The organism is Haloferax sp. S2CR25 (assembly GCF_031624535.1).
Taxonomy (GTDB): Archaea; Halobacteriota; Halobacteria; order Halobacteriales; family Haloferacaceae; genus Haloferax; species Haloferax massiliensis.
Map to the genome: position 1 here is coordinate 863,858 of NZ_JAMQOO010000001.1, position 25,694 is coordinate 889,551.

The window sequence follows — 25,694 nt, forward strand, 5'->3', positions numbered from 1 at the left end:
GAACACGTATTTTCGCCGCGTCGAGCGTCGCCGCTCGGCGGCGGCGGCGAACCGCCCCGCGCTCACTCGACGAGAACCGGGACGCTCCCGTCGCGGTCGATGACCACCGACTCGAACGGGCGTATCTCCCGGACGACTTCGTCGTCGGCGACGAGCGAGACGGGCGCGTCGTCGCGTTCGACCGACAGTCTAACCGGGGGTTGGAGGACCCACGAGTTCGTCTGGGTCGCGTAGGGCGAGACGGGAACGACGGCCAGCCCGGCGGCGGGACCGACGACCGCGCCGCCCGCGGCGCGCGCGTAGCCGGAGCTCCCGAGCGGGGTGGCGACGACGACGCCGTCGGCGCGGAACTCGTCGACCGGCGTCCAGCGCGCCGCCGCGCGCGACTCGTCGGTCGGGTCCGTCGAGAAGGGGACCGCCGTCTCCGCGTGGGCGACGCCGTACTCGGAGATGTGCGCCGGCTCGCTCGTGACGAGCATCGCGTCGAAGAGCGCGCGCGCCGACGAGTCCTCGCCGACCGAGAGCGTCGGGTGGTCGACGACGCGGCCGCCGCCGGCGACGAACGCGGACAGCCGCGACTCCAGTTCGTGCCGCTTTGGCGACCACGGCGCGGCGCAGTCGACGGGGACGACCGGACACGACCACTCGGCACCGAGCGCGACCGCCGAGAGCGCCGACTCGCCGACCGCGACGACGGCGTCCGCGTCGGCGGGCTCCGGCTCGACCGACGCACCGGCCGCTCTGACGGCGGTGGCGACCGAGTCGTCACCGACGATACCGAATCTCATCGTCGTCCACCCGCGGCGAGCCCCCGTAGCATCGTCCCGTGCTACGCCGCCGCGAATAAAAGCCCTCGTGGTTCGGTCCGGCGGTGGGAAAGAGAGATTCCGCGGACCGTCCGCGTCGCCGACGCCTCAGAACGGCCAGTCGCCGGTGACTTTCATGCCCTCGGCCTGGTCTTCGGCTTCGAGCGCCGCCGCGATGTCCGCGGGGTCGGCGTGGGGAATCTCGCGGTCGGCGTCGGCGAGTTCGACGGTCAGTTCCGTGAGGAGAATCGCCTGCTCGCGGAGCGTCCGCGACTCCAGTTTCTCGATGGTGTCGGCGTGGGTGTGGCCCCAGCCGCGGCCGCGGCCCTCCTTTTCACTGCCGACCATGTACGCCGGGACGCCGCGGGCGACGAACGGCCAGTGGTCGCTGTGGGGGAGCTGTTCGGGGAGCGTCGAGACGTCGTGGTCGAACCGCTCGGCGACGGCGTCGGCAGCGGCTTCGAGCTCGTCGAAGCCGTGGGTGGTGAGCTTGAGCGTCCGCCCGGCGACGACGCCGTCGTTGTTGACGATGGCCTTCACGTCGCTCCGAGCGTCGCCGAGGCGGTCGGCCTCGTACTCGGAGCCGACGAGGCCGACTTCCTCCGCCCCGAAGCAGACGAAGCGGACGCGCGTGTCGAGTTCGTCCTCGCGGGCGGCGAGCGCGCGGGCGACTTCGACCACCATCGCGGTGCCCGCGCCGTTGTCCATCGCCCCCTCGGCGATGTCGTGAGCGTCGAGGTGGCTCGTGACGAGCACCTCATCGTCGGTGTCGGGGCCGAGTTCGGCGTGGACGTTCCCGCTTTCGGCCGCGGGCGTCTCGCAGGTCACGTCGACGGTCACCTCGTCGCCGTCGAACCGACGGCGGAGGCGCGCGCCGACCTCCTTGCTGACGCCGACCGCGGGGATGTCACCGATGGGAGCCTCTGCGGTGCCGACGCTCCCCGTGGGCGGGAGTTGGCCGGGGACGTGGTTGGCGAAGACGAACGCGGCCGCGCCGGCCTCGACGGCGTAGTAGTACTTCTCGCGGCGGTGGATGAAGCGGTCGTAGTGGTCGGGGACCGTCGTGGAGACGACGACGACCTTCCCCGAGAGGTCGCGGTCGAAGTCCTCGGGCAGGCCGTAGCCGAGGTCGACCAGTTCGCCGCTCGCGGTGCCCGCGGGACTGCGCGGGAGCGCGATGCAGTCCTGCGTGGTGTCGGCGGCGTAGACTGCGCTGTCGCCGCGCTCCCAGCCCTGAATCTCGAAGGGGTCGATGCGGACGTTCCGCGCGCCGACGCGGTCGAGGGCGTCTCGGGTCGCCTCCATCGCCTCTCGCTCGCCGGGCGAGCCGGCCATCCGGTTGCCGATGTCGACGAGTCGCTCCAAGTGGTTCCAGCCGACCTCGCTCGTGAACGTGTCGCCTATCCAGTCACTCATAGTGGACCGTCTCGCGGGGCCGTGGTAACCGTTGCGATGGGTCGAAAACGAGCGTCAATCGAGGGCGAAAATCGACCGACGTCGATGGGGACCGCGGCCCGCCGCGTCGCGGCCGCGAGCGCGGGAAAGAGAGGGACGAGGCGCGGGGCGGACCGAGGGCGAGCGGCAGGTTCAAGGACCATCTATCACGTACGTTCATTCATGACTGACGTGCGAATCGCCGGGGTCGGACTGACGAAGTTCGGCAGTCACCCCGAGCGAACCGGCCGCGACCTGTTCGCGGAGGCCGCCCTCGCCGCCCGCGAGGACGCCGGCGTCTCCCGCGACGACTACGAGGAACTCTTCTACGGCAACTTCATGGGAGAACTCGCCGAAAAGCAGGGCCATCAGGGGCCGATTATGGCCGAGGCCGCCGGCCTCGACTGCCCCGCGACCCGCTACGAGCAGGCCTGCGCCTCCGCGGGCGTCGCCTTCCGGCAGGCGGTCGCGACGATTCGGAGCGGCGCGGCCGACGTGGTCCTCGCCGGCGGCATGGAGCGCATGAACAACCTCGGCACCGCCGAGGTGACCCAGTCGCTCGCCATCGCCGCGGACGAGCTGTTCGAGGTCCGCGCGGGAGTCACGTTCCCCGGCGCGTACGCGCTCATGGCCCGCGCGTACTTCGACGCCTTCGGCGGCGACAGCGAGGACCTCGCGCACGTCGCGGTGAAGAACCACGCCAACGCGATGCAGAACGACTACGCGCAGTTCCACCGCGAAATCACGGTCGACGACGCGCTCGAAAGCCCGGTCGTCGCCGACCCGCTTTCGCTCTACGACGCCTGTCCCATCACCGACGGCGCGAGCGCGGTCGTCCTCGTCAGCGGCGACTACGCCGAGCGACACGACCTCGACGCGCCCGTCTCCGTCACCGGGTCGGGACAGGGCGGCGACAAGGCCGCACTTCAGGACAGACCCCACCTCGCGCGGACGCCCGCCGCGACGAAAGCCGCCGACGCCGCCTACGCCGACGCCGGCATCGGCCCCGAGGACGTTGACGTGGCCGAGGTCCACGACTGCTTCACCATCGCCGAGGTGCTCGCGCTCGAATCGCTCGGACTCTACGACCACGGCGAGGGAGTCGGCGCGGCCGCCCGCGGCGAGACGACCCGCGACGGCGACCTCCCGGTGAACCTCTCGGGCGGCCTCAAGGCGAAGGGTCACCCGGTCGGCGCGACGGGAACCGCCCAAGTCGTCGAGATGACGAAACTCCTCCGCGGCGACCACGGCAACAGCGACGCCGTCCCGGACGCTCGGGTCGGCGTCACCCACAACGCGGGCGGGACCGTCGCCAGCGCGGTCGTCCACGTCTTGGAGGTGGACCGATGACCGACACCGGCTACGACGAGTGGCTGGCCGCAGTCGCGGACGGCGAGGGCTACTACCTCGCGTGTCCCGACGGTCACGGCTCGCTCCCGCCGCGGCGCTCCTGCCCGCACTGCGGCGCGGCCGAGTTGACCGAGGAACCGCTCCCCGGGACGGGCGAGATACTCACCTTCACCGAGGTGCACGTCCCCGCGCCGGAGTTCGCCGACGACGCGCCCTACGTGACGGCCATCGCGTCGTTCGGCCCGGTCAAACTCACGGGCGTCGTCCGCGACCTGCCCGCCGACGGGGTCGACCTCGGCACGGCCGTCTCGGTCGGCGCGGGCACGAACGCGACCACCGGCGAGCAGTTGCTCGTGTTCCGGCCCGCGAGCGAGTAGCCCCACACTCGTCGCGGGGTTATTCCTCGCGCGCCTCGACCGCCTCCAGCGGCGAGCGCCAGCCGAAGACGTACGAGCCGAGGAGCCACGCCCAGAAGCCGGCCGCGAGGAGCGCGATGGCTCCGTACAGGAACAGCGAGAACAGCGAGAGGGAGTCGAGCATCGGTTCAGTTCGGGTGGTTGGTTCGGGTTGGGGTCGGGTCAGGCCGGCTCGTGGCCGCGGCCGCGGCTTCGGTCCCGCTCAGTCGAGGGCGTTGCGGACGGTGTCGACGAAGGCGTTCGGGAACTCGACGTGCGGGAGCAACATCGCGTCGTCGAAGACGACGAGCCTGCAGTCCGCGGCGTCCGCGAGGTCCCGACCCCGCTTCAGCGGCGTGATGTCGCTCTCGCGGCCCCAGACGAGCGTCGTCGGCACGTCGAGGGACGACAGCGCCTCCGCGAGGTCGATGTCGGTGTTGAGGTAGCCGGAGATGAACGACGCCGGCGCGAAGCGCGCGCCCTCCTGATGGGCGGTGCGCCACTCGTACTCCTGCCACTCCTCGCCCGCCTTCTCGGGGTCGTAGTAGCCGTGGTCGGCGTTGAAGTAGCGAATCGACGGCCGGGAGGCGACGACGTTGAAAAGCGCCTCGCCGACGACCGGCGCGCGGACGAGTTCGCGGAGCCACTCCTTGGGGTCGGGGCCGCCGCGCGACGTGGGACAGACGAGGACGAACCGCGAGACCGACACGTCGTCCCGCGCCGCGGCGGCGACGGCGTAGGCCGCGGTGAGCGACGAGGCGAGGACCGCGGGGTCGTCGTACTCGGCGAGGAAGTCGCCGACGAAGTCCTCGTAGAGCGCGGGCGAGTAGTACAAAGCCGGGCGGTCCGACAGGCCGAAGCCGGGCAGGTCCGGCGCGACGACGTGGTAGTCCTCGGCGAGGTCCGAGAACACCTCGCGGAACTCGCCGGCCGAGCCCGCGGCGTTGATACCGTGGAGGAGGACGAGCGTCGGGTCGTCCTCGTTTCCGGCTTCGACGTACGACACGTCCATACCGCGCCAGCGGTACGTCCCGTGATTTCCGGAGAGCGGCGGTTCGAGGGGTCCAACGCGTTTCGAGAGGGCCGCGTTGGTCGCGGCGGTGAGACCGACGCCCGCGGCGGCCAGTCCGATGGCTCGTCGGAGTTTCATGTCACGTAGATGGCGCGCGGTGGCCTTAATTCGCCCGCCCGTGGTGGGGTGGCGGGCGGGGGCGTCCCGCCCGCACCCGGGTCGTCTCGGCGTCAGTCGTCCCGGTCGTCCCGGTCGTCCAGACACTCCCGGAACGGTTCGAGCACGTCTTCTGCGACCGCGTAGGGGTCGGTCTCCTTTTCGACGACCGCGTCGGCGAACTCCTCGACCCCGCCGCGACGGTCGAGTTCGGCTTCGAGGAGCCGGTTCACGTCGCTTCGGAGGAGCTGTCGAATCTCCTCGCCGGCGCGCTTGCGGGCCTTCTCTGCCAACTCGCCGGAGGCGTCGAGGTAGTCGCGGTGGTCGTCCAGCGTCTCGACCAACTCGTCGATTCCCTCGCCGGTCGTGGCGACGGTTTCGAGGACCTGCGGCGTCCAGACGAGCGGTTCGTCAAGGGCGTCGTCGGTCTCGGTATCGCCGGTATCGCCCGTATCTGCGTGCCCGCCGTGGCCGCCCCCGTGCCCGGCGTCGTCGAACGCCTCGGCCCCGTGGTGGCCCGTATCGAGGTTCGCCCGCGGGTCGTCGCGGAGGTGAATCATCTCCTGTAGCTCGGCGACGGTGCGCGACGCGCCCTCCATGTCGGCCTTGTTGACGACGAACAGGTCGCCGATTTCGAGGATGCCCGCCTTGAGCATCTGCACGTCGTCGCCGCTGCCGGGTTGGACGAGGACGACGACCGTGTCCGCGGTCTTCACCACGTCCACCTCGTTTTGCCCCGCGCCGACCGTCTCGATGATGATGCGGTCTTTCCCGAAGGCGTCGAGCGCCTTCACGGCGTCCGCGGTGGCGGTCGAGAGGCCGCCGAGCTGGCCGCGGGCGCTCATCGACCGGAAGAACACGTCCATGTCGCCGACGTTCGAGGCCATGCGGATGCGGTCGCCGAGGACGGCCCCGCCGGTGTACGGCGAGGAGGGGTCGACCGCGATGACGCCGACCGTCTCGCCCTGGTCGCGGTAGTGCTTCGCCAGCTTGTCGACGAGGGTCGATTTGCCGGCTCCCGGACTGCCCGTGATGCCGACGACGGACGCCCCGCCCGTGTGCGCGTGGAGTTCCGAGACGATGTCCCGGTAGCCGGGCGACTGCGACTCGATTTTCGTGATGGCCCGCGCGAGCGCCCGGTGCTCGCCGTCGAGGAGGCGCTCGACGAGGTCGGATTCGACCGCCCGACTCATCGTCACGCTCGCTCGGGCGCGTGTTCCTTCACGAAGTCGATGGTCTCCTGCATCGGCGTGCCGGGGCCGAAGATGGCGTCGACGCCCTCGTCGAGGAGTCCCGGTCGGTCTTCTTCGGGGATGATGCCGCCGACGATGACGAGCGTGTCGTCGAGCGCGCCGTACTCTTCGAGACCCGCCATCACCTTCGGGACGAGCGTGTTGTGCGCGCCGGAGAGGATGGAGATGCCGAGCACGTCGACGTCCTCTTGGACCGTCGCCTGGATAATCTCGTCCGGGGCGCGGTGCAGCCCCGAGTAGATGACTTCGAATCCCGCGTCGCGGAAGGCGCGAGAGATGACGTGTGCACCGCGGTCGTGGCCGTCCAGTCCCACCTTGGCGATGAGACACCGGATCGTTCGCTGTTCGGAGTCCGCGCTCATAGACGGGGGTTCGGCGTCCCGCGCTTTGACTCTAACGGAAAATAAGGCAGGTCCGGCTCAGTCGTCCGCGGCGGGCGCGCTCCGGACGTACTCGTCGAGGAAATCGGCTATCTGAGAGTACGCCTCGATGCGGTTCTCCAGTTTGGTAAAGCCGTGGCCCTCGTCGTCGAAGATGAGTTCGCGGACGTGGGCGTGTTCTCTCGCCTCCTCGACGAGTTGGTGGGCCTCGCTGACCGGCACCCGCGGGTCGTTCTCGCCGTGGAGAACGAAAAGCGGCGCGCGAATCTTCTCGACGTTGTTGAGCGGCGAGATGGATTCGAGGAACTCGCGGTCGTCTTCGAGCGAGCCGTACTCGGCCTCGCGGAGTTCGCGCCGCCAGTCGCCCGTGTTTTCGAGGAACGTCACGAAGTTGGCGATGCCGACGATGTCGACGCCGGCGGCCCAGAGGTCGGGGTACTCGGTCAGCGCCGCGAGCACCATGAACCCGCCGTACGAACCGCCCATGGCGACGATTTCGTCCGGGTCGACCGCCGGGTGGTCGTGGAGCCACTCGACGGCGGCCTCGATGTCCGCGACGGAGTCCATCCGCTTTTCCACGTCGTCGAGGTGGCCGTAGGCCTTCCCGTAGCCCGCCGACCCGCGGACGTTCGGCTCGAAGTAGGCGTAGCCCCGCGAGAGGAAGTACTGCTTGACCGACGAGAACGACGGCCGGCGCTGGGACTCGGGGCCGCCGTGGATGTCCACGATGACGGGCGTCTCGCCCTCCGGCGACTCCTCGGGGAGCGTGAAGAACGCCGGGATGTCGCGGCCGTCGAACGTCGGGTAGCGGACGAGTTCGGGCGGGACGAACGTGTCGCGGGGGATGCCCGCCGTCGCCGCGAGCGTCCACCGCTCGGCGTCGCCCGTGGCCAACTCGACCACGTAGACGTTGGCGGTGTCGGCGCTGGCGGTGACGGTGACCGCGGCGCGCTCGCCGTCCGGCGAGAACGAGACGCCGCCGGCGACGCCGTTCGGCAGGTCGGGCTGGGGGAGCGCGTCGATGCGGTCGGGGGCGGTGAGTTCGCCGAAGGTGAGTTCCGTGTAGCCCTCGACGTTCCGCGAGTAGACGAGTCGACGCGAATCGTGGTCGATGCTGATTCCCTCCAGTTCGTGGTCGCCGCCGGTCTCGACGGTCGTGAACTCGCCGGAGGCGAGCTCGTAGCGGACGAGTTCGAGCGTGTCGCTCCCGCGGTCGGTCACCATGTAGACGTTCTCGCCGTCGGGGCCCCACTCGGGGCTCTGGAAGCGAACCGTCCCCTGATGCGGCGTGAGGTGGGTCAGCTCGCCCGTCGCGAGGTCGAGAACGGACACGTCCTGGTCGAAGTTCGAGTACGCCTCCTGGACGATGAGCTTCGAGTCGTCGGGCGAGAAGCCGCCGACGGTGAGCCAGCCGTCGCCCTCGTGGACGAGTTCGGCGTCGGTGCCGGTCCCGTCCCGAGCCTGCACGTACACGTCGAAGACGGCGTTGTCGCGGCGGTTCGAGGTGAACGCGAACCGCTCGCCGTCGCGGCTCCAGCCGCCCCAGAGGTGCTTGGCGTCGGGGTGTTCGGTCAGGTTCTCGATGACGCCGGTGTCGGGTTCGAGTCGGAACAGCTGCGCGCGCTCGTTGCCGCCGTTGTCCATGCCGAAGGCGACTTCGGGGCGCTCGGGCGACCACGAGGCGAAGGTGACGCGCTCCTCGTAGAACGTCCGCTGTTCGGGCCACGCGCCGGGCGAATCGACCGTCCAGACCTGCGGGACGCCCGTCGTGTCCATGAGGAACGACAGGCGCTCGCCGTCGGCCGAGAAGGACGCGCCGTAGGCGCTCCTGATGTTCAGGTAGCGCTCGATGTCGTACGTTCGCATACCTCGAATTGCCCCGGCGACGAGAAATCGGTTTGGGTGTCAGAAGTCCGAAAGCCGCGCGTCCTCGCGGTCGGTCCAGCCGCGCATCTTCGCGTAGGCCTCGGGGTTCGTCGGCACGCCCTCGGTGTTGAGCAGGCGCTCGGGGTACAGTTCGAAGGCGATGCCGATGAGCTGGTACTCCAGTTCTTCGAGGTACGGCCGCGTGTCGGGGTACGGCCCCTCGGTGCCGACCGCCCACGGTTCGACCCAGAAGTACACCGGCTCGCGGAGCCGCGGCGGGTCGGTCGAAGCGAACAGCGCGTCCAGCCAGCGGTCGTACTTCCCCGACCCGTCGTCGCGGAAGGCGGCCGACGAGAGATCGCCGAAGTGGTAGTAGTTCCCGTAGCCCCAGCGCGCGAGCTTGCCGTCGTTGGTGTCGACGTTCTTCAGGTTGCTGTTGAGGTCGGTGCCGGACGCGCCGAACTTCCCGCACTTGCCGAGGTACCGGGGGACGACCTCGTCGCCGTCGAGGGTGTACATCATGTAGACGAGGCCCTCGTAGCGACCCTCGCGGCGGTCGTAGTCGGCGACGACGCGGCCGCCGGCCTCGCGGAGCCGGCGCTCCATGCGTTCGCCGCGGCGGAGCGTCCGCCGGCCGGAGCGACCGTACGCGATGGTCTCGACGGTCCCGTCGGCGGTCGTCTCGAAAAGTGAAATCGGGTCCGCGGCGTCGACGAAGCGGTCGACGAAGCGGTCCCAGAGCGCGCGTTTGGTCTCGGTCACGCGACGGCCGAACTCAGATGACGCCTTCGGCCTTGAGGCCGGCGATGATGTCGTCGACGAGGCTCTCGGCGTCCTCGTACGGGAAGTCCTGATGCTTGCCGAGCTTCGCGGCCAGCTCCATCGCCGTGACGGTCACCTCGTCCGTCTTGAACTTCGTGCCCGGACCGTTCGGGAGCGCGGGGACGAGCGACATCTGGTTCTTCACGGGGAAATCGGCGTTTTCGAACGCGTCCATGAACTGCTCGCGGAGCTGAGATTCGGTGTCGGACATACTGTGTACCTTCGGAGAGAAGTGGAAAAGGGTTCCGGAAAAACAAAGATCATATTTATAGTTCTTACGAGACGGCGCGGCGGGCGGTCGCGGTGTCGGCACGACCGCCCGGGACTGGTGGACTTATCTACACCGGCAATTCATGCACTCGCATGGACTTCGACTTCGACCGCCTGAAACAGCTCACCGAGACCAGCGGCGTCCCGGGCTACGAGGACCGAATCCGCGCGCTCGTCCGCGAGGACCTCGAATCGACGACCGACTCCGTCCGGGTCGACGCGATGGGTAACGTCGTCGGCACCATCGAGGGCGAGGGAGACTACGAGGTCGCCGTCGCCGCCCACATGGACGAAATCGGCTTCATGGTCCGCCACGTCAACGACGAGGGCTTCCTGCAGCTCGACGCCCTCGGCGGCTGGGACCCCCGCGTCCTGAAGGCCCAGCGCGTGACCGTCCACGCCGAAGACGAGGACCTCACCGGCGTCATCGGCTCGGTCCCCCCGCACACGCTGACTGAAGAACAGAAAAAGAAGGAGCCGAAAGTCGAGGACGTGTACGTCGACCTCGGCCTGCCCGCCGAGACCGTCGAGGAGACCGTCTCCGTCGGCGACCTCGTGACGATGGAACAGACGACCGTCCGCATGAGCAACCACGTGACGGGCAAGGCCATCGACGACCGCGTCTGCCTGTTCGCCATGCTGGAGGCCGCCCGGCGGGTCGAGAACCCCGAGGTGACGATTCACTTCGCCGCGACGGTCCAGGAGGAAGTCGGCCTCCGCGGCGCGCAGGCGCTCGGCGTCGACCTCGACCCCGACCTCGCGCTCGGCCTCGACACCACCGTCGCCAACGACGTGCCCGGCTTCGACCCCGCCGACCACGTCACGAAACTCGGCGAGGGCGCGGGCATCAAGCTCAAGGACTCAAGCGCCATCGCCAACCCGAAGGTCCACCGCCGCCTCCGGCGCGTGGCCGAGGACAACGACATCGCCTACCAGATGGAACTGCTCCCCGCGGGCGGCACCGACACCGGCGGCTTCCAGAACACCTACGGCGCGAAGCCCGTCGGCGCGATTTCGATGCCGACGCGCTATCTCCACACCGTCACCGAGAGCGTCCACGAGGACGACGTGGTCGCCTACATCGACCTCCTGACGGCGTTCTTGGAGAGCGAGACGGGCGAGTTCGACTACACGCTGTAGGCGGTCCCTGTCGGCGACCTCCCGGCGCAGACGCGAACGACGCCGACGGCGGCGCGGCCGACATCGGGGAGATATCCCCCTATATCGAGGCGCGGCACCCCCGACCGTCGGACGAGAACCAAAGTATTCACTACAGGCCCACACCAAGCGGCGGACATGACCGACGGCAACGTGGATATGTCTCGGCGGGCGTTCCTCGGGGCGGCCGCTGGCGGCGCGGCGGTCGCCGCCACTTCCGGAACGGCCGCGGCGCAGACGGAAGAACCAGATTTCGGCGGCCACATCGACGGTATCGACGGAGGCTACGAAGACCTCCGCGGCCAAAGCGAGGTCACCATCGAAGTGGGCGCGGAAGGTAACGGCGGGAACCTCGCGTTCTCCCCCGCCGGCGTCTGGATAGACACCGGAACGACCGTGACGTGGGAGTGGACCGGCGAGGGCGGCGGCCACAACGTCGTCGCGAGCGAGGGCGCGTCGCTCGACTCCGGCGCGGCCGTCTCCGAGGCCGGGAGCACTTACGAATACACCTTCGAAGAGGGCGACGCGGGCATCACGAAGTACCACTGCGTGCCCCACGAGGCGCTCGGCATGCTCGGCGCGGTCGCCGTCGGCAGCGACGTGCCGACCGTCAGCACCGGCGGCGGCGGCGGGTCGAGCCTCCCGCAGGTCCCCGACAGCGCGAAGTCCCTCGGCGTGGCCACGACGTTCGCGATGGTCGCGACGCTCGGCCTCGCGTACTTCTTCATGAAGTACGGCGGCGACTACGACGTCCAGGACTGACGCGGCCGTCGCGCCTCTCGATTTTCACCAGTTGCGAGCGGCCGCGCTCGCCCGAGTTCGGTCGCCGCCGCGACAGCCGCCGGCGCGATGGCCGACTCAGAAGAAGCCGTAGTCGTCGCGCTCGGTCTCGTAGACCGACACGTACTGCTCGATGACCCGCCGGAAGTCGTAGGCGGCGAAGTCGTCGTCGACCGTCTCGTGGTCGTACCTGCGGGCGGCGACGATTTCGTCCGCCAGCTCTTGGGGGCTCGTGACGAGCGACCCGCGCTCGCGCCCCTCGACGAGTTCGTGGGCCGACGACCGGGCCTGATACTCGACGATGGAGACACAGCCGCAGGCGAGCGCCCACAGCAGGTTCGTCGCGAACGGCTCGACCGTCGCGGTCTGCGCGAAGACGTGCGCGCCCTTCATGATGGGCACCGCCTCGTCCGCGGGGAGTTCGCCGAGGAACTCGACGCGGTCGTCGATGCGGAGGTCGCGGGCGGTCTGTTCGGCCGTCGAGCGCTCGGGACCGTCGCCGATGACGACGGCGGACCAGTCCTTGTCGCGGAGCTCCGCGAGCGCGAGGAGGAAGCTCTCGACGTTCGCGTGCTCGTCGAGGTCGCGGGCGTACACCACGTCCGCGCGCTCCTCGGCGTCGGCGCTCCGGACGAGGTCCATGCTGATGGGTTCGGGGACGAGGTGGGTGGAGTCGACCGCCGCGCCGAGTTCGCGGACCTCCGTGCGGACCATCTCCGAGGGGACCAAGACGGCGTTCGGGGCCTTCGCCGCCCGCCGGTAGGCCCGCGAGCCGCCGCGGTCGTCGCGGGCCCACCAGTCGGCGACGACCGGCGTCCGGAGGAACCGCGCCGCGGTCCTGACCGCCGTGACGTGCGACGGCGGGTAGCTCGCGACCTGAATCACGTCGGGGGAGACTTCGCGGAGGGCGAAGGGGACGCGGGAGGCGAAGCCGCCGACGGAGGGCGCGTCGGTCACGCGGTGATAGGTCACCCCGTCCTGCTTGAACTCGACGACCTCGCCGTCCCACCACCTCGCACAGAGCACCGTGACCTCGTGGTCGCGCTCGGCGAGGAGTTCGGCCGTCCGTCGGAGCCGTCTGGTCGCTCCCGTCTCCTCGTGGTGCGTCGTGTACATCGAGACGAGCGCGACTCGCATATTCGCCGCCACTACGCCGCGCAATAAAAATCCACAGTTTTCGAGGACGCGACGCGACCGGGAGCCGGAGCGCCGCGGGGGGGAAGCGAGACGCTGCGACGCGCCTCAGACCCCGACGACGGGCGCGAGGAGCGCGCCCGCGGACTCGACGGCGGTGACCGTGTACTCCCAGCTATAGACGTGGTTGAGAAGCAGGTACGTCACGACGCCGAGCGCGAGGGACACGAGCCACGCGCTCGCCGCGATGCGGCCGACTTTGCGGTGGGGCGTCTCGGTCCGCAGTTCGCGCTCGGAGTGGGTTATCCCGAGGATGAGCGCGTAGAGGACGACCGGCACCGAGACGATAGAGAGGATGATGTGAATCGCCAGCATCGCCAGGTACGGGTAGTACGCGAACGCGGGGCCGACGAACTCCTTGGTGCCGCCGCCGCCGATTTTCGCGAGGTACATCACGAGGAAGACGAGGATGAGGCCGAACGACGTGACCATCGCGGCCGCGTGCTTGCGGACCTCGTTGCGGCGAATCCAGCGCCAGCCCGCCGCGATGACGAGGACGTTCACCGTGTTCACGACGGCGATGGCGTCCGAGAGGAGGTTCACCTGTGGGAGCGACAGGTCGGGAAAGACCCTCCCGGGGACGACGCCGAGGAACGTCCCGATGACGAGGGCGTACCCGACGACCGAGAGGACGGCGGTCGCGGCCGCGGGGTGTTCCTTCAGGGGGTTGTCTGCGCTCGCAGTTGCCATGGCCGGGGGTTGGGAAGACGGCGTATTCCGTCTTCGGGTTCCGGACGGGCTTCGAGGGGCGGACCCCCCGCTCGCGGAGCGACCGACCGAGTCAGATGACGCCCGTGATGGTCGCGGCCTCGATGGCCGCCTCCTCGCTGACGCCGTTGCCGAGAATGGTGTAGCGGTCGCGTATCTCGTGGGCGGTCGTGAGCGCCTCGATAATCGTCTCGCCGTCGATGCCGAGTTCGTCGGCGGTCGTCGGCGCGCCCATCGTCGACAGGGCGTCGCGGATGTCGGTCCACTCGCCGCGCGCGCCGCTGTGGAAGTACTCGGTCATGATGGAGCCGACGCCGACCTGGTGGCCGTGGAGGGCGCGGCCGGGGGCGATTCGGTCGAGCTGGTGCGAAAAGAGATGCTCCGCGCCCGAGGCGGGCCGCGAGGAGCCGGCGATTGACATGGCGACCCCCGAGGAGACGAGCGCCTTCGTCACTATCCAGGCGGACTCTTCGAGCCCCGGTTTGATGGAGTCGGCGCTGCCGACGAGCATCTCGGCGGTCATCTGCGAGAGCGCGCCCGCGTACTCGGAGTACTCGACGTTCTTCAGGCGGTGGGCGAGCTCCCAGTCTTTGACCGCGGTGTAGTTCGAGATGATGTCGGCGCAGCCGGCGGTCGTGAGCTCCCACGGGGCCTCCGCGAGCAGTTCCGTGTCGGCGACGACCGCGAGCGGCGGGTCCGCGGCGACCGAGTGGCGGGTGTCGCCCTCGGGTATCGACGACCGCCCGGAGACGATGCCGTCGTGGCTCGCCGCCGTCGGGACCGAGATGAAGCCGCAGTCGAGGCGGTCGGAGGCCATCTTCGCCACGTCGATGGGCTTGCCGCCGCCGAGGGCGATGAGGTAGCCCGCGTCGGCCTCGCGGGCCGCGTCGACGACGCGCTCGACCGACTCGAAGCTCGCGCGGTCGAGGGAGACCGAGGAGATACCGTCGAACTGCTCGCGGACCCGGTCGCCGGCGATTCGGTCGGGCGACGGACTCGTGACGAGAAACGGGTCGCCAGAGAGGTACAGCTCGTCGACCGCGGCCGAGAGGTCGTCAAGCACGCCGTGGCCCTGAAGCACGTTCCTCGGGAGCTTAATCCACGTCGATTTATCGAACATACCCGGAAATCGGCCACGGCGGTTCATAGTGTTTCTCGTCTCGGCGGACGAAACTGAACCGTCTCGCCCGCCACGACGGGGATGCTGTGCGGCGGTTTCGGAACCCAGTGAGACAGTATCTCAACGTATCGAACCGTAGTTTGATTTATCACATTCCGGCCCGCACAAAAGGTGCCCGAAGGCGTTCGGGTAGGAAATCCATGGCACACAGACGGCAGTTTCTCGCGACGACAGCAGCAGCGCTCTCCGGACTCGCGGTCGTCGGAAGCGGCCCCGCGGCCGCCGCGTCGGTCCCCCACGTCTCGACGCGCGACCACTTCGACGACGACGGCTCGCTCGCGTCCGGCCACGCCGCCCGCGGCTACGACACCTCCGGCGACGTGCCCGGTGTCGACGCCGGGTGCGCCGCAGACCTGACCGTGTTCGTCCACGGCTGGGACAAGGACGGCGACGACCCCGAGGCGGCCGCCCTCGACAAGATAGCGTTGGCCGACGCCGAACTCGCCGACGCCGGCTACGGCGGGACGCTCGTCGGCTACACGTGGGACAACGGCAAGGGCGGTGGCCTGGACTTCGGCTGGGGCGAATCGCAGGACATCGCCCAAGGGAACGGCCGCAAGCTCGCGCAGTTCGCCGTCGACCTCAAGGCGGCCTGCCCGGACGCGACCCTCCGGTTCGCCAGCCACTCGCTCGGCGCGCAGGTGGTCTTCAGCGCGCTCCGCAGCCTCGACGGCCGAAGCGACTGGACCGACCCGGGCTACGAGGTGGCCACCGTTCACTCGTTCGGGGCCGCGACCGACAACGAGGTCCCCGGTGAGGAAGAGGGACGCGCGACCTACGAGGCCATCCGCGACCGGACCGGCCGCGTTCACAACTACTACAACGAGGCCGACGACGTGCTCCAGTGGGTGTACAACGCCATCGAGTTCGATCAGGCGCTCGGCGAGACGGGACTCGAAGACGGCGACACGCCGCCGGCGAACTACACCGACCACGACGTGGAGGGGCAGGTCGGCGACGACCACAGCAACTACCTGAACACGATTGCCGACGACATCGTCGGCGACATGTAGCGACTCAGAAACTCATTTTTTCGTGCGTCAGAGCACGAGCGACCGCACCGCGTCCCAGATGAAGACGACGCCGAAGCCCCCGAGGACGACGGCGCTGACGGCGGCGACGGCCGGCGCGAAGGAGTCGACGCGCTGTTCGGCCGCGACGAGCGCCGCGGGGAAGCCGGTCACCCAGACCGCGATGCCGCCGAAGAAGCCGAGGATGAGCGCCGGGCTTCCCGTCTCCACGACGAGGAGGTTCGCCAGCGACGCCCCGAGATACGGCGTGTGGGCGAGCACGTCGACGGTCCCGGTCTCCAGCAGGCCGACGCCGATGGTGAGCCAGAACAGAATCTGGTAGGGGTTCGTCAGCGCGAGCACGAACGCCTTCGTGAAGCCGGCGCTGTCCTCGTCGGGGTCGGCGGCCTCGCGGAACGTGGTGTCCATCTCCTGTGCCGCGCCGTAGGCGAAGTAGAGCATGAGGACGCCGCCCGCGCCGACCATGACGGCCTGCACCGTCGGGAACTGCTTGACGAACGCGACGAGGCCGAGCGCCGCGAGGACGAAGAAGAGCGCGTCGGCGCTCATCGCGCCGAGGCCGGCGCGAGCGCCCGCGGTCCACCCGCGGATGACGCTCTCCTCGGCGATGACGGCGTTCATCGGGCCGGGCGGCGCGGCGAGCGCCAGGCCGAACACCAACCCGGCACCCAGGGACGGCAGAAGGGTAGACATGGCTCTCTCTTGGGCGCGATGCCGTGAAAAATGGCGCGGAAGCGACGGCGTGGGGGAGTAGACCGCCCAGAGGCCGCGTCAGAACAGCCCGAGGACCGCGTCGCTGACAGCGCCGACGAGCGTCTCCCAGACCGAAAAGTCGGTGGCGATGTAGAGGAGGGTGTCGGCGGCGAAGAAGGCGAACAGGGCGGCCGCCCCGAGGTACGCTTTTCGCGTGTCGAACCGGCCCGAAAAGCGGTGGAAGAAGTACGCGTTGGCGATGCTCACCGGGATGATGGCGAGCATCTCGCCCGCCCAGATGGCCGAGGTCGCGCCGTACTGCACGGCCAGCCCGATGGTGACGAGCTGGGTCTTGTCGCCGAACTCGCCCACGGCCATCATGGCGAAGATGGGCAGGAAGCCGCCGAAGCCCTGCGTCGACAGTTCGCGGCCGAGCACGGTCGGCGCGTCGTCGAACGCGGAGACGCCGCCGTCGGTGGTCGCGGCCTCGCTCCCCGCGGCCGCGTCGGGCGCAGATCGGTAGAGCAACACCGCGAACGTGGCGAACAGGACGGCCGTGATGGCGTCGAGCGCGGCCGGCGGGAGCGCGCTCTTGAGCGCCTGCCCGAGCACGATTTCGAGGGCCGTCCAGATGGCGAACGCCGAGCCCGCGGCCGCGACGACGACCTTCGGGTCGAAGCGGGTCGACAGGCCCGCGATGATGAACTGGACCTTCTCGCCCGGCAGGACCGCGAGTTGGGAGACGAGGGCGACGACGAGAATCTCCCACCAGCCGGTCACGCGGGCGACACCTCCTCGTTACTCGGCTCGTCGGGCGGTCGGACGCGAATCGTTCGGGCCACCGACTCCGGGAGGCTCTGCTCGCGGCCGCCGTCGCCGACGCGCACGGTCACCATCCCGAACGGGGCGACGTCGGTCACCTCGATGGTCGTGCCGGGCGTGACGCCCGCCTCGGAGAGATACTCCAACTCCGCGGGGTCGCGGTCGCTGACGCGGGCGACGACGAGGCGGTCGCCCACCTCGCAGTCCGACAGCGCCGACAGCTCCGAGGAGTCCGGCGGCGTGAGGTCGGCGCTCGGGATGGGGTCGCCGTGGGGGTCGACCTCCGGCTCGCCGAGGGCGGCCGCGACCCGCTTTTCGAACTCCTCGCTGATGTGGTGTTCGAGCGCGTCGGCCTCGTCGTGGACCTCGCTCCACGAGTAGTCGAGGTGTTCCGTGAGGTACGCCTCAAGGAGGCGGTGGTGTCGGAGCACTTCGAGCGCGACGGTCTCGCCCTCGGTGGTCAGCTCGACGCCCTTGTACTTCTCGCGGTCGACCAGCCCGCGCTCTTCGAGCTTGCCGACCATGCTCGTCACGGTCGGCGGCGTCTTTCCGAGATACTCCGCGATGTCGGAGGTCGAAACCGGCGGTCCCTGCTCCATCTGGAGCGTGTAGATTGCCTTCAGATAGTCCTCCATCACGTCGCTCAACATACCACGGATTAGATGCGTCTAAAGGAAAAGTCTGATGGAGGTAACGTGGACGTTCGAACGGGGAACCAGTCGGCCGACGCGGGCTCAGACGCCCTGTCCCATCAGGTGGCTGCGGAGGATGTCGGCGTTCTTCGTCCCGGACTCGGTGTTGACGACGACGACCGTGTCGTCCTCGTCGAACTCGTCGGCGAGTTCCCACGCGCCGGCGAGCGCGACGCCGCCCGCGGGGCCGACCTCGACGCCGGCGGTCTGGGCGGCGGTGACGGCGGATTCGAGCGCGTCGTCGTCGCTGACGGCGACGGCCGCGCCGCCGGACTCGCGGACGGCGCGGAGCGCGAGCGACCCGCCGGCGGGGTCGGGAATCTCCAGTTCGCCGACGATGGTGTCCGGCTGGTTCCACGCCTCGTGGGCGTCGCTGTCGGCCTCCCACGCGGTGGCGACCGGCGAACAGCCGACCGACTGCGCCGCGACGAGCTTGGGAACCGACTCGACTAATCCGAGTTCGACGAGGTCGGAAAAGCCCTTGTAGACGCCGTAGGCGAGTTCGCCGGTCGAGACGGGGACGACGACCCAGTCGGGGACCGACCAGTCGAGTCGCTCCGCCACCTCGTAGGCGACGGTCTTCGCGCCGTCGTGGCGGTAGGGGTTGTCGAACTCCTGGAGCGTGTACCAGTCGCTTTTGAGCTGTTCGTGGAGCGCCGAGAGCGCGTCGGGGTAGCGCCCGCCGACGACCTTCATCTGGCCGCCGTGGACGTTCACCATGGCCTTGTTCGGGAACGGCGTCCGCGAGGGGACGAAGCCGTAGGAGCGGGCGTCCACGAGGCCCGCGTAGGAGGCCGCCGACTGCGCGCCGTTGCCGGGCGAGGCGTGCGCGACGACCTCGGCGTCGGCCTCGCGCGCCGCGGTGACGGCGAGCGAGAAGCCGCGGTCGAGGAACGTCCCGGTCGGGTTGCGACCCTCGTCTTTGATGAGAAGCGACCCGACTTCCGCCTCCTCGCCGAGCGCGTCGGCCGAGACGAGCGGCGTCGCGCCCTCATTGGCCGTCACCGGCTCCGCGAAGGGGAGCAGTTCGCGGTAGCGCCACATCGTGTCGAAGGGGCGCTCGGCGAGCGTCTCGGCGTCCCACTCGACCGCGTCGAGGTCGTAGGCGGGGTCGAGCGGCGCGTCGGCGTCGCTCGCGCCGGTCGCGTCCGCGTCGTACTCGTCGCCGGTCTCGGTGCACACCAGCCCGGAGAAGCTGTCGGACGTCTGCATGGCCGGGGGTTACGGGGGGAGGGACTAAGCCCTTCCCGTCGGTCGATGGCCGCCACCCGTAGCGGCTTTGTGTCGCCCGTCCGAGAGACGAGGTATGGACGATAGCCACATCGCGGTCGTCGGCGCGGGCCTCGCGGGCCTCGTCGCCGCGCGACACCTCGCCGCCGACGGGGCCGACGTGACCGTCGTGGAGCGGCGCGACGGCGTCGGCGGGCGGGTCCGAACCCGGACGAAAGACGGCTTCACGCTCGACCGCGGGTTTCAGGTCCTCTTCACCGACTACCCCGCCGTCCGGCGGGAACTCGACCTCGACGCGCTGGACCTCCGGCGGTTCACGCCCGGCGCGACCATCTGCCGGCCGAGCCGACGGGCGGTGCTGTCGGACCCCCTCCGCGACATCGGCGGCCTGTTCGAGTCTGTCCGCAACCCCGAGGTGACGACGAGCGACAAGCTCCGGACGCTGGCGCTCAGACAGGACGTGAGCACCCGCGGCGAGGCGGACATCTTCGCCTCGGCGGACCGGAGCATCCGGTCGTACCTCCGCGACTGGGGCTTTTCGGAGGACTACATCGAGCACTTCGTCGCGCCCTTCTACGGCGGCATCACGCTCGACCGCTCGCTCTCGTCGTCGAAGCGGGTGTTCGAGTACACCTTCAAGATGCTCTCGACGGGGAGCACCGCGGTCCCCGCGGCGGGCATGCGGGCGGTCCCCGAGCAACTCGCCGACGCCGCCCGCGACGAGGGCGCGACCCTCCGCCTCGGCGAGCGCGTCGAGTCGGTCCAGTCCGACGGCGACGGCGCGGTCGTCACCACCGGCGACGAATCGCTCGAAGCCGACGCGGTCGTCGTCGCCACCGACCCCAAGGAGGCGCGCCGGCTGACGGGCGTCGGGTCCATCCCGACCGAGGCCCACGGCTGTGTCACCCAGTACTACACGCTCCCGAGCGGGAGCGGCCTCGACGCGGGCAAGCGCATCATGCTCAACGCGCCGAGCCCCGACCCCAACACGGTCGTCCCGCTGTCGACCGTCGCGCCGGAGTACGCCCCGCCGGGGACGGAACTCCTGAACGCCACGTTCCTCGGCGCGGCCGCACAGGACGAGTCCGAAGAGGAACTGTTCGAGAAGACCCGCCGGACGCTCGAAGCGTGGTACCCAGAGCGCTACTTCGACGACCTCGAACTGCTCCACACCGACTACATCTCCTTCGCGCAGTTCGCGCAACCGCCGGGCGTCCACGAGTCCCTGCCCGACGCCCGCGACGCGCCCGGCCGGACGTACCTCGCCGGCGACTACACCGCGTGGTCGTCGATTCAGGGCGCGATGCGGAGCGGGAAAGAGGCGGCCGACGCCGTCCGCGACGACCTCTCGTAACTGCGCGCTTCGCCGACGTTTTTCCACTCGCCGCCCGCCTCGGCTCCTCAGAGCAACCGTCGAAGCTTCCCCAGCGGCGGGAACGTGAGGGTCTCGCCCGCCTCAGCGTCGCGGACGAGCGGTCGGAAACGACCCGCGTCGGTGACCAGCGGCGAGTCGAAGTCGGTCGTCCGCATCCCGTTGATTTCGACGCCCGCGGCGAGGCGGGTGAACGCCGGGAGCATCAGCACGTCGCCGCCGCGGTAGGCGTCGGGACCGTAGAGGACGCAGGGCCGCCGCCGACCCTCGACGGCGAGCGTCGGGTGGTCGTGGCCGACGACGTAGCGGTCGGCGTCGCCGTCCGGTTCACGGTGGCCGTGGCAGACGAGCGTCCCGTCGGCGAGGCGGTACTCGTCGTGCACGTCGCCCGACCAGACCTCGGCGAGCATCGTGTCGTGGTTGCCGGCGACGAACACCGGGTCGGCACCGGCGTCGTCGCACGTCTCCGCGAGGGTTTCGAGGGCCGCGACGTGGCGCTCGGAGACGCGGTCGAACCGGTGGAGCACGTCGCCGGCGAAGACGACCTCGCGGGGGGCGAACTCGGCGCAGGAGGCTCGCAGGCGCTCGGCGAGGTCGGTCCCCTCGCCGAGCGGGAAGTCGACCGCCGAGGCGTCCGCTCGGCCGACGTGCAGGTCCGCGAGGACGAGCGCGTCGGCGTCGGGGAGGAAGACGGCGCGCTCGCGGACGGAGACGCGTGTCACGACCGAGGGGAGGGGCGTCGAAGACAAGTCTCCACCGAAGGCGCGCGTCGCACCGAAGGCTCCCGAGAGGGCGGTCGAACTCCGTGGTGGAGCAGGGGCCTTTTTAATCGGTGCGTCCCACGTTCGGCACATGAGCGGCGCACTGGAGGACAAGCGCACCGCGACCCGCTTTCGCATCCTCGCCGAGATAGCCGACCGACAGCCGGCGGTGAGTCAGGGCGAGATTGCCGAGGCGGTCGGGGTGACGAGTCAGGCGGTCTCCGAGTACATCCGCGACCTCGTCGAAGACGGGCTCGTCGACAAGCAGGGCCGGTCGCGCTACCGCGTGACGAAAGAGGGCGTCGACTGGCTGTTTCAGGAGGCGCGCGCCCTCCAGCGGTTCGCCGAACACGTCACCGACGACGTGCTGGAGAGCGTCAACGAGGACGCCGCAATCGTCACCGACGACGTGGCGGCCGGCGACACCGTGACGCTATCGCTCCGCGAGGGGCTGCTCCACGCCACGCCCGGCGACGACGGGCCGGCCATCGGCGTCGCCACCACCGACGCCGAGGCGGGCGACGCGGCCAGCGTCACCGGCTTCGAGGGCGTCATCGAGATGGAACCCGGCTCGGTCCGCGTCCTGCAGGTGCCGCCCGCACGGGTCGCCGAGGACGACGCGGTCGATTCGGACGCGCTCGCCGCGGCGTGCGACGAGGCGGACATCGTCGTCGCCGCGGGCGTCGAGGCCGTCGTCGCCTGCCGCCACGCGGAGGTCGAGGTCAAAACGTGGTTCGCGCCGGGCGAGGTCGCCGCCGACGCCGCGGCCCGCGGCCTCGACGCCGCGGTCGTCGCCAGCACGGACGCCGCCGGGCGCGTGACCGACGCGCTCCGCGACGCGGGCGTGCTGTTCGAAGTGACGGAGCCGTAGCTCCGCGCCGGTCTCGATTTTTCAAGTCGAACTCGCCACTCAGCCCTCGGCGTGTTCCCGCGCCATCGTGTACGCCTCCCGTAGCTCGCGGAACCGCTCTCGGTCCCCGCCGTGGTCGGGGTGCACGTCTTTCACCCGCGCTCGGTAGGCGTCCTGAACGGCCTCAGAGGAGGCGTTCGCGGGGAGGTCGAGGCGGTCGAAGGCGGCCGACACGGGGTCGTCGAGGTCGGCCAGTTCGGGTTCGATGTCCGGCACGTCGAAGGGGAGGCGGCGGCCGAGTTGGCCGCCGGGCATCTCGTGTTCGCAGAGGACGGCGTAGACGCCGGCGCGTTCGAGGCGGAAGAACGCCTGCGCGTCGAACGTGATGGCGACGCCGCGGTCGGGGAGGAAGAACGCCACGGTCTCGCCGCGGACCGGGCGGTCCTCGACGAACCGCTCGCCGATGGCGGTGAGGTAGTCGCGGATTTCGACGCGGCGGCGACCCGTCCCGTCGACGCGGGGGCCGCGGGAGACCCGCCGCTCCGGAAACACGCGACTGCCGACGACGAAGACGCCGGCGACGACGACGGAGGCGACCGCACCCGCCGCGAGGCCGACGACGAGCCACGGCGGGAGCAGAAAGACCCACTCCGGAAGCACGCTAGAAGTCACGTGGCGAGCGATTATGAACCCCTCGCTGCCCGTAGCGATTTGCCGCGGGAGCACCAAGCGCCGGTATGCGACCGATTCGCTTCGAGGAGGCCGACAGCGCGGAGCGCACCCAAATCGGGGAGGGACTGACGCGACCGGCCGTCGCCGCCGGACGGCTGGAGACGGGCCGCGCGGAGGGGAAGTACTTCCTGCGGCACGACGACGGCTGTGCGGTCTGCGGGAGGCCGGTCGAAGCCGGGTCGCCGTTCTACCTCGACCCCGACGCCGGCGACGTCCTGTGCGAGGAACACGGCCGGAAACGCCGAGAGGGCTGAGAGCGGCCGTCTCCCCGCTGACGCCGCAATTTCATACTCGCCTTCGAGTGAGTTTTCATTCATACTTGTTTCGTTCGCAAACTTCTTTATCGGGGTGCGGGACCATACGAACATCACATGGCTGTAGTCTGGCTGGACGACGTACGGGCCGACGACCTCGACCTGGTCGGCGGGAAAGGCGCGTCGCTGGGCGAACTAACCGGTGCGGGGCTTCCCGTCCCGCCGGGATTCGTCGTGACGGCGAGCACGTACCGCGCGTTCATCGAGGACGCGGGCATCGACGACGAGCTGTTCGCCGCGGTCGAGGTCGACCACGAGGACTCCGCGGCGCTGCAGGCGGCCCACGAGACGGCGCACGACCTCATCATGGAGACGCCGATGCCGGACGACGTGCGGGAGGAGATTCTCGACGCCTACCGGAGCGTCGGCGAGGGCGACGCCTTCGTCGCCGTCCGGTCGTCCGCGACGGCCGAGGACCTGCCTGACGCCTCCTTCGCGGGCCAACAGGAGACGTTCCTCAACGTCACCGAGGAGGACCTCCTCGACCGCGTCAAGGAGTGTTGGGCCTCGCTGTTCTCCGAGCGCGCCATCTACTACCGCAACCGCAAGGGCTTCCCCCACGACAAGGTCGACATCGCGGTGGTCGTCCAGCAGATGGTCGACGCCGAGAAGTCCGGCGTGATGTTCACCCGCCACCCCTCGACCGGCAAGAAGGAGATTATCATCGAGGCGGCGTGGGGTCTGGGCGAAGCCGTCGTCTCCGGCACCGTCTCGCCCGACAACTACGTCGTCAGCCGCGAGACCGGCGAGGTCGAGACCGCGACCATCGCGGACAAGAAGACGATGTGCGTCCGCGACGAGGAAAGCGGCGAGACCGTCATGCGCGACGTGCCGAACGACCGACGCCACGAGCGCGTCCTCACCGACGACGAGGTGTCCCGCCTCCTCGAACTCGGCGAACTGGTCGAAGACCACTACGAGACGCCGCAGGACGTGGAGTGGGCCGTCTACGACGGCGAGGTGTACATGCTCCAGTCGCGCCCGATTACGACCATCGCCGAGGGCGACGACGGCGAGGAAGGCGAAAGCGACAGCGGCGGGAGTTCGCGGGCGACCGCGACCGGCGACGACGTGCTCATCCGCGGCCTCGGCGCGAGCCCCGGCATCGCCTCCGGCCGCGCCCGCATCGTCACCAAGCTCGACCACCTCGACCAGGTGGCCGAGGGCGACATCATCGTCACCGAGATGACCATGCCGGACATGGTCCCCGCGATGAAGCGCGCCGCCGGCATCGTCACCGACGAGGGCGGCATGACCTCCCACGCGGCCATCGTCTCGCGCGAACTCGGCGTGCCCGCGGTCGTCGGCACCGGCGACGGGACGAAGACGCTCGAAGACGGCGAGATCATCACCATCGACGGCGACAAGGGGACCATCCGCGAGGGCGAGGAACCCGAGGAGAAACAGCGCCAGCCCGTCGAGGAGGCCCGCCCCAAGACGCCCGTCAAGCCGATGACCGCGACCGAGGTCAAGGTCAACGTCTCCATCCCCGAGGCCGGCGAGCGCGCCGCCGCCACGGGCGCGGACGGCGTCGGCCTGCTCCGCATCGAGCACATGGTCCTGACGCTCGGCAAGACGCCCGAGCGGTTCATCGAGCAGAACGGCGAGCGCGCCTACGTCGACGAAATCGTCTCGGGCGTCCGCGAGGTCGCAGAGGAGTTCTACCCGCGGCCGGTGCGCGTCCGCACCCTCGACGCGCCGACCGACGAGTTCCGACAGCTGGAGGGCGGCGAGAACGAGCCGCGCGAGCACAACCCGATGCTCGGCTACCGCGGCATCCGCCGCGGCCTCGACAACCCGAGCGTCTTCCGGCTCGAACTGCAGGCGTTCCGCCGCCTGTTCGACATGGGCTACGACAACCTCGAAGTCATGTTCCCGCTCGTCAACGACGCCGAGGACGTGCTCCGGGCGAAAGAGCACATGCGCGAGGCCGGCATCGACCCCGAAAAGCGCGAGTGGGGCGTCATGATAGAGACGCCCGCGGCGGCGCTCTGCATCGAGGAGCTCGCCGACGCCGGCATCGACTTCGCCTCGTTCGGCACGAACGACCTGACGCAGTACACCCTCGCGGTGGACCGCAACAACGAGCACGTCGCCGACATCTACGACGAGCTGCACCCGGCGGTGCTCAAGCTCATCGGCGACACCATCGAGACGTGCCGCGAGGTGGGCGTGAAGACGAGCATCTGCGGGCAGGCCGGCTCGAAGCCCAAGATGGTCCAGTTCCTCGTCGACAAGGGCGTCAGCTCCATCTCGGCCAACATCGACGCCGTCCGCGACGTGCAACACGAGGTCAAGCGCGTCGAACAGCGGCTCCTCCTCGACTCGGTCCGCTGAGGCCCGACGAGAGCCCGCCGACCCCCCGCGTTTCCGCCGTTTCACGTCCGCGTAGCGGCGGCTGTCGGCTGGGCGACGCGGCGCAACGGAGCGGAA

Annotated in this window: 27 protein-coding genes; 9 read left to right on the forward strand and 18 right to left on the reverse strand. The window is 69.8% G+C overall.

Going from position 1 to position 25,694, the window contains the following annotated elements:
* Window positions 1–62: 62 nt before the first annotated feature.
* On the reverse strand, window positions 63–788 hold the full coding sequence (locus NDI65_RS04540; RefSeq protein WP_089778866.1) for an NAD(+)/NADH kinase: 726 nt from the start codon (window positions 786–788) through the stop codon (window positions 63–65).
* Between the two features lie 126 nt (window positions 789–914).
* Window positions 915–2,222 (reverse strand): M28 family peptidase, encoded by a 1,308-nt coding sequence (locus NDI65_RS04545; protein ID WP_089778868.1) that lies wholly within the window; start codon window positions 2,220–2,222, stop codon window positions 915–917.
* A 201-nt stretch (window positions 2,223–2,423) separates the two neighbouring features.
* Here NDI65_RS04545 and NDI65_RS04550 point away from each other — a divergent pair, with 201 nt between their 5' ends.
* On the forward strand, window positions 2,424–3,590 hold the full coding sequence (locus tag NDI65_RS04550) for a thiolase domain-containing protein (protein ID WP_089778870.1): 1,167 nt from the start codon (window positions 2,424–2,426) through the stop codon (window positions 3,588–3,590).
* Window positions 3,587–3,967: an OB-fold domain-containing protein gene (locus tag NDI65_RS04555; protein WP_089778872.1), complete on the forward strand. Its 381-nt coding sequence runs from the start codon at window positions 3,587–3,589 to the stop codon at window positions 3,965–3,967. The genes NDI65_RS04550 and NDI65_RS04555 overlap by 4 nt, the downstream gene beginning before the upstream one ends.
* A gap of 19 nt (window positions 3,968–3,986) precedes the next feature.
* Here the strand turns inward: NDI65_RS04555 and NDI65_RS04560 are convergent, their stop codons facing one another.
* The 7 genes from NDI65_RS04560 to NDI65_RS04590 form a co-directional block, all read right to left on the reverse strand.
* A complete protein-coding gene (locus NDI65_RS04560; protein WP_167344126.1) occupies window positions 3,987–4,130 on the reverse strand; it encodes a hypothetical protein in 144 nt (47 codons plus the stop codon).
* 78 nt (window positions 4,131–4,208) lie between these two features.
* Complete coding sequence (locus tag NDI65_RS04565; RefSeq protein ID WP_089778873.1) at window positions 4,209–5,135, reverse strand: alpha/beta hydrolase; 927 nt, start codon at window positions 5,133–5,135, stop codon at window positions 4,209–4,211.
* 92 nt (window positions 5,136–5,227) lie between these two features.
* Complete coding sequence (meaB, locus tag NDI65_RS04570; protein ID WP_089778875.1) at window positions 5,228–6,346, reverse strand: methylmalonyl Co-A mutase-associated GTPase MeaB; 1,119 nt, start codon at window positions 6,344–6,346, stop codon at window positions 5,228–5,230.
* A gap of 2 nt (window positions 6,347–6,348) precedes the next feature.
* Entirely contained in the window at window positions 6,349–6,768 is a 420-nt protein-coding gene (locus tag NDI65_RS04575) for a cobalamin B12-binding domain-containing protein (RefSeq protein ID WP_089778877.1), read from the reverse strand.
* Between the two features lie 57 nt (window positions 6,769–6,825).
* Window positions 6,826–8,652 carry a S9 family peptidase gene (locus tag NDI65_RS04580; protein ID WP_089778879.1) on the reverse strand — a complete coding sequence of 609 codons (1,827 nt, stop codon included), beginning with the start codon at window positions 8,650–8,652 and terminating at the stop codon, window positions 6,826–6,828.
* 39 nt (window positions 8,653–8,691) lie between these two features.
* On the reverse strand, window positions 8,692–9,414 hold the full coding sequence (locus tag NDI65_RS04585; RefSeq protein WP_089778880.1) for a hypothetical protein: 723 nt from the start codon (window positions 9,412–9,414) through the stop codon (window positions 8,692–8,694).
* Between the two features lie 13 nt (window positions 9,415–9,427).
* A complete protein-coding gene (locus NDI65_RS04590) occupies window positions 9,428–9,685 on the reverse strand; it encodes an MTH865 family protein (RefSeq protein ID WP_004971185.1) in 258 nt (85 codons plus the stop codon).
* A 152-nt stretch (window positions 9,686–9,837) separates the two neighbouring features.
* On the opposite strand from NDI65_RS04590, the gene NDI65_RS04595 reads away from it, so the two are divergent.
* Window positions 9,838–10,884 carry a M42 family metallopeptidase gene (locus NDI65_RS04595; RefSeq protein ID WP_310893429.1) on the forward strand — a complete coding sequence of 349 codons (1,047 nt, stop codon included), beginning with the start codon at window positions 9,838–9,840 and terminating at the stop codon, window positions 10,882–10,884.
* Window positions 10,885–11,040: 156 nt separating this feature from the next.
* Complete coding sequence (locus NDI65_RS04600; protein ID WP_089778884.1) at window positions 11,041–11,664, forward strand: halocyanin domain-containing protein; 624 nt, start codon at window positions 11,041–11,043, stop codon at window positions 11,662–11,664.
* A 96-nt stretch (window positions 11,665–11,760) separates the two neighbouring features.
* Here NDI65_RS04600 and NDI65_RS04605 read toward each other — a convergent pair whose 3' ends face one another.
* The 3 genes from NDI65_RS04605 to NDI65_RS04615 form a co-directional block, all read right to left on the reverse strand.
* Window positions 11,761–12,819, reverse strand: coding sequence for a glycosyltransferase family 4 protein (locus tag NDI65_RS04605; RefSeq protein ID WP_089778887.1), 1,059 nt, complete (start codon window positions 12,817–12,819; stop codon window positions 11,761–11,763).
* 105 nt (window positions 12,820–12,924) lie between these two features.
* Window positions 12,925–13,566 carry a DUF420 domain-containing protein gene (locus tag NDI65_RS04610; RefSeq protein WP_089778889.1) on the reverse strand — a complete coding sequence of 214 codons (642 nt, stop codon included), beginning with the start codon at window positions 13,564–13,566 and terminating at the stop codon, window positions 12,925–12,927.
* 91 nt (window positions 13,567–13,657) lie between these two features.
* Entirely contained in the window at window positions 13,658–14,704 is a 1,047-nt protein-coding gene (locus NDI65_RS04615) for an NAD(P)-dependent glycerol-1-phosphate dehydrogenase (protein WP_089778891.1), read from the reverse strand.
* Between the two features lie 200 nt (window positions 14,705–14,904).
* Between NDI65_RS04615 and NDI65_RS04620 the strand changes: the two genes are divergently transcribed.
* Window positions 14,905–15,777, forward strand: coding sequence for an alpha/beta hydrolase (locus tag NDI65_RS04620; RefSeq protein WP_089778894.1), 873 nt, complete (start codon window positions 14,905–14,907; stop codon window positions 15,775–15,777).
* A 27-nt stretch (window positions 15,778–15,804) separates the two neighbouring features.
* On the opposite strand, the gene NDI65_RS04625 is transcribed toward NDI65_RS04620, so the two are convergent.
* From NDI65_RS04625 to NDI65_RS04640, 4 genes are all read right to left on the reverse strand, one after another.
* Window positions 15,805–16,452: a LysE family transporter gene (locus NDI65_RS04625; protein WP_089779918.1), complete on the reverse strand. Its 648-nt coding sequence runs from the start codon at window positions 16,450–16,452 to the stop codon at window positions 15,805–15,807.
* A 114-nt stretch (window positions 16,453–16,566) separates the two neighbouring features.
* Window positions 16,567–17,268, reverse strand: coding sequence for a TMEM165/GDT1 family protein (locus tag NDI65_RS04630; RefSeq protein WP_089778896.1), 702 nt, complete (start codon window positions 17,266–17,268; stop codon window positions 16,567–16,569).
* Window positions 17,265–17,960, reverse strand: coding sequence for a metal-dependent transcriptional regulator (locus tag NDI65_RS04635; RefSeq protein ID WP_089778898.1), 696 nt, complete (start codon window positions 17,958–17,960; stop codon window positions 17,265–17,267). Before NDI65_RS04635 ends, NDI65_RS04630 begins: the two co-directional genes overlap by 4 nt.
* 84 nt (window positions 17,961–18,044) lie before the next feature.
* The gene (locus tag NDI65_RS04640) at window positions 18,045–19,214 is read right to left on the reverse strand and encodes a threonine synthase (RefSeq protein ID WP_310893430.1); all 1,170 of its coding nucleotides are present in this window, start codon (window positions 19,212–19,214) and stop codon (window positions 18,045–18,047) included.
* A gap of 94 nt (window positions 19,215–19,308) precedes the next feature.
* Between NDI65_RS04640 and NDI65_RS04645 the strand changes: the two genes are divergently transcribed.
* Window positions 19,309–20,586 carry an NAD(P)/FAD-dependent oxidoreductase gene (locus tag NDI65_RS04645; RefSeq protein WP_089778902.1) on the forward strand — a complete coding sequence of 426 codons (1,278 nt, stop codon included), beginning with the start codon at window positions 19,309–19,311 and terminating at the stop codon, window positions 20,584–20,586.
* Between the two features lie 47 nt (window positions 20,587–20,633).
* Here NDI65_RS04645 and NDI65_RS04650 read toward each other — a convergent pair whose 3' ends face one another.
* On the reverse strand, window positions 20,634–21,326 hold the full coding sequence (locus NDI65_RS04650) for a metallophosphoesterase (protein WP_089778904.1): 693 nt from the start codon (window positions 21,324–21,326) through the stop codon (window positions 20,634–20,636).
* 130 nt (window positions 21,327–21,456) lie between these two features.
* On the opposite strand from NDI65_RS04650, the gene NDI65_RS04655 reads away from it, so the two are divergent.
* Window positions 21,457–22,236 carry a MarR family transcriptional regulator gene (locus NDI65_RS04655; protein ID WP_310893431.1) on the forward strand — a complete coding sequence of 260 codons (780 nt, stop codon included), beginning with the start codon at window positions 21,457–21,459 and terminating at the stop codon, window positions 22,234–22,236.
* A gap of 39 nt (window positions 22,237–22,275) precedes the next feature.
* Here NDI65_RS04655 and NDI65_RS04660 read toward each other — a convergent pair whose 3' ends face one another.
* Complete coding sequence (locus NDI65_RS04660) at window positions 22,276–22,875, reverse strand: J domain-containing protein (protein WP_089778908.1); 600 nt, start codon at window positions 22,873–22,875, stop codon at window positions 22,276–22,278.
* Between the two features lie 77 nt (window positions 22,876–22,952).
* Between NDI65_RS04660 and NDI65_RS04665 the strand changes: the two genes are divergently transcribed.
* Entirely contained in the window at window positions 22,953–23,201 is a 249-nt protein-coding gene (locus NDI65_RS04665; protein WP_089778911.1) for a hypothetical protein, read from the forward strand.
* A gap of 117 nt (window positions 23,202–23,318) precedes the next feature.
* Window positions 23,319–25,598, forward strand: a complete 2,280-nt coding sequence (gene ppsA / locus NDI65_RS04670; RefSeq protein ID WP_089778913.1) for a phosphoenolpyruvate synthase — start codon at window positions 23,319–23,321, stop codon at window positions 25,596–25,598.
* Window positions 25,599–25,694: the final 96 nt, after the last annotated feature.

What these genes read in the sequence shown, in the direction of transcription:
- NDI65_RS04595 (WP_310893429.1), top strand. Translation starts at nt 9,838, where the DNA reads ATGGACTTCGACTTCGACCGCCTGAAACAGCTCACCGAGACCAGCGGC.
- NDI65_RS04555 (WP_089778872.1), top strand. Translation starts at nt 3,587, where the DNA reads ATGACCGACACCGGCTACGACGAGTGGCTGGCCGCAGTCGCGGACGGC.
- NDI65_RS04635 (WP_089778898.1), bottom strand. Translation starts at nt 17,960, where the DNA reads ATGTTGAGCGACGTGATGGAGGACTATCTGAAGGCAATCTACACGCTC.
- NDI65_RS04645 (WP_089778902.1), top strand. Translation starts at nt 19,309, where the DNA reads ATGGACGATAGCCACATCGCGGTCGTCGGCGCGGGCCTCGCGGGCCTC.
- NDI65_RS04540 (WP_089778866.1), bottom strand. Translation starts at nt 788, where the DNA reads ATGAGATTCGGTATCGTCGGTGACGACTCGGTCGCCACCGCCGTCAGA.
- NDI65_RS04580 (WP_089778879.1), bottom strand. Translation starts at nt 8,652, where the DNA reads ATGCGAACGTACGACATCGAGCGCTACCTGAACATCAGGAGCGCCTAC.
- NDI65_RS04655 (WP_310893431.1), top strand. Translation starts at nt 21,457, where the DNA reads ATGAGCGGCGCACTGGAGGACAAGCGCACCGCGACCCGCTTTCGCATC.
- NDI65_RS04620 (WP_089778894.1), top strand. Translation starts at nt 14,905, where the DNA reads ATGGCACACAGACGGCAGTTTCTCGCGACGACAGCAGCAGCGCTCTCC.
- NDI65_RS04550 (WP_089778870.1), top strand. Translation starts at nt 2,424, where the DNA reads ATGACTGACGTGCGAATCGCCGGGGTCGGACTGACGAAGTTCGGCAGT.
- NDI65_RS04600 (WP_089778884.1), top strand. Translation starts at nt 11,041, where the DNA reads ATGACCGACGGCAACGTGGATATGTCTCGGCGGGCGTTCCTCGGGGCG.
- NDI65_RS04605 (WP_089778887.1), bottom strand. Translation starts at nt 12,819, where the DNA reads ATGCGAGTCGCGCTCGTCTCGATGTACACGACGCACCACGAGGAGACG.
- NDI65_RS04565 (WP_089778873.1), bottom strand. Translation starts at nt 5,135, where the DNA reads ATGAAACTCCGACGAGCCATCGGACTGGCCGCCGCGGGCGTCGGTCTC.
- NDI65_RS04610 (WP_089778889.1), bottom strand. Translation starts at nt 13,566, where the DNA reads ATGGCAACTGCGAGCGCAGACAACCCCCTGAAGGAACACCCCGCGGCC.
- NDI65_RS04545 (WP_089778868.1), bottom strand. Translation starts at nt 2,222, where the DNA reads ATGAGTGACTGGATAGGCGACACGTTCACGAGCGAGGTCGGCTGGAAC.
- NDI65_RS04590 (WP_004971185.1), bottom strand. Translation starts at nt 9,685, where the DNA reads ATGTCCGACACCGAATCTCAGCTCCGCGAGCAGTTCATGGACGCGTTC.
- ppsA (WP_089778913.1), top strand. Translation starts at nt 23,319, where the DNA reads ATGGCTGTAGTCTGGCTGGACGACGTACGGGCCGACGACCTCGACCTG.
- NDI65_RS04640 (WP_310893430.1), bottom strand. Translation starts at nt 19,214, where the DNA reads ATGCAGACGTCCGACAGCTTCTCCGGGCTGGTGTGCACCGAGACCGGC.
- meaB (WP_089778875.1), bottom strand. Translation starts at nt 6,346, where the DNA reads ATGAGTCGGGCGGTCGAATCCGACCTCGTCGAGCGCCTCCTCGACGGC.
- NDI65_RS04575 (WP_089778877.1), bottom strand. Translation starts at nt 6,768, where the DNA reads ATGAGCGCGGACTCCGAACAGCGAACGATCCGGTGTCTCATCGCCAAG.
- NDI65_RS04665 (WP_089778911.1), top strand. Translation starts at nt 22,953, where the DNA reads ATGCGACCGATTCGCTTCGAGGAGGCCGACAGCGCGGAGCGCACCCAA.
- NDI65_RS04615 (WP_089778891.1), bottom strand. Translation starts at nt 14,704, where the DNA reads ATGTTCGATAAATCGACGTGGATTAAGCTCCCGAGGAACGTGCTTCAG.
- NDI65_RS04560 (WP_167344126.1), bottom strand. Translation starts at nt 4,130, where the DNA reads ATGCTCGACTCCCTCTCGCTGTTCTCGCTGTTCCTGTACGGAGCCATC.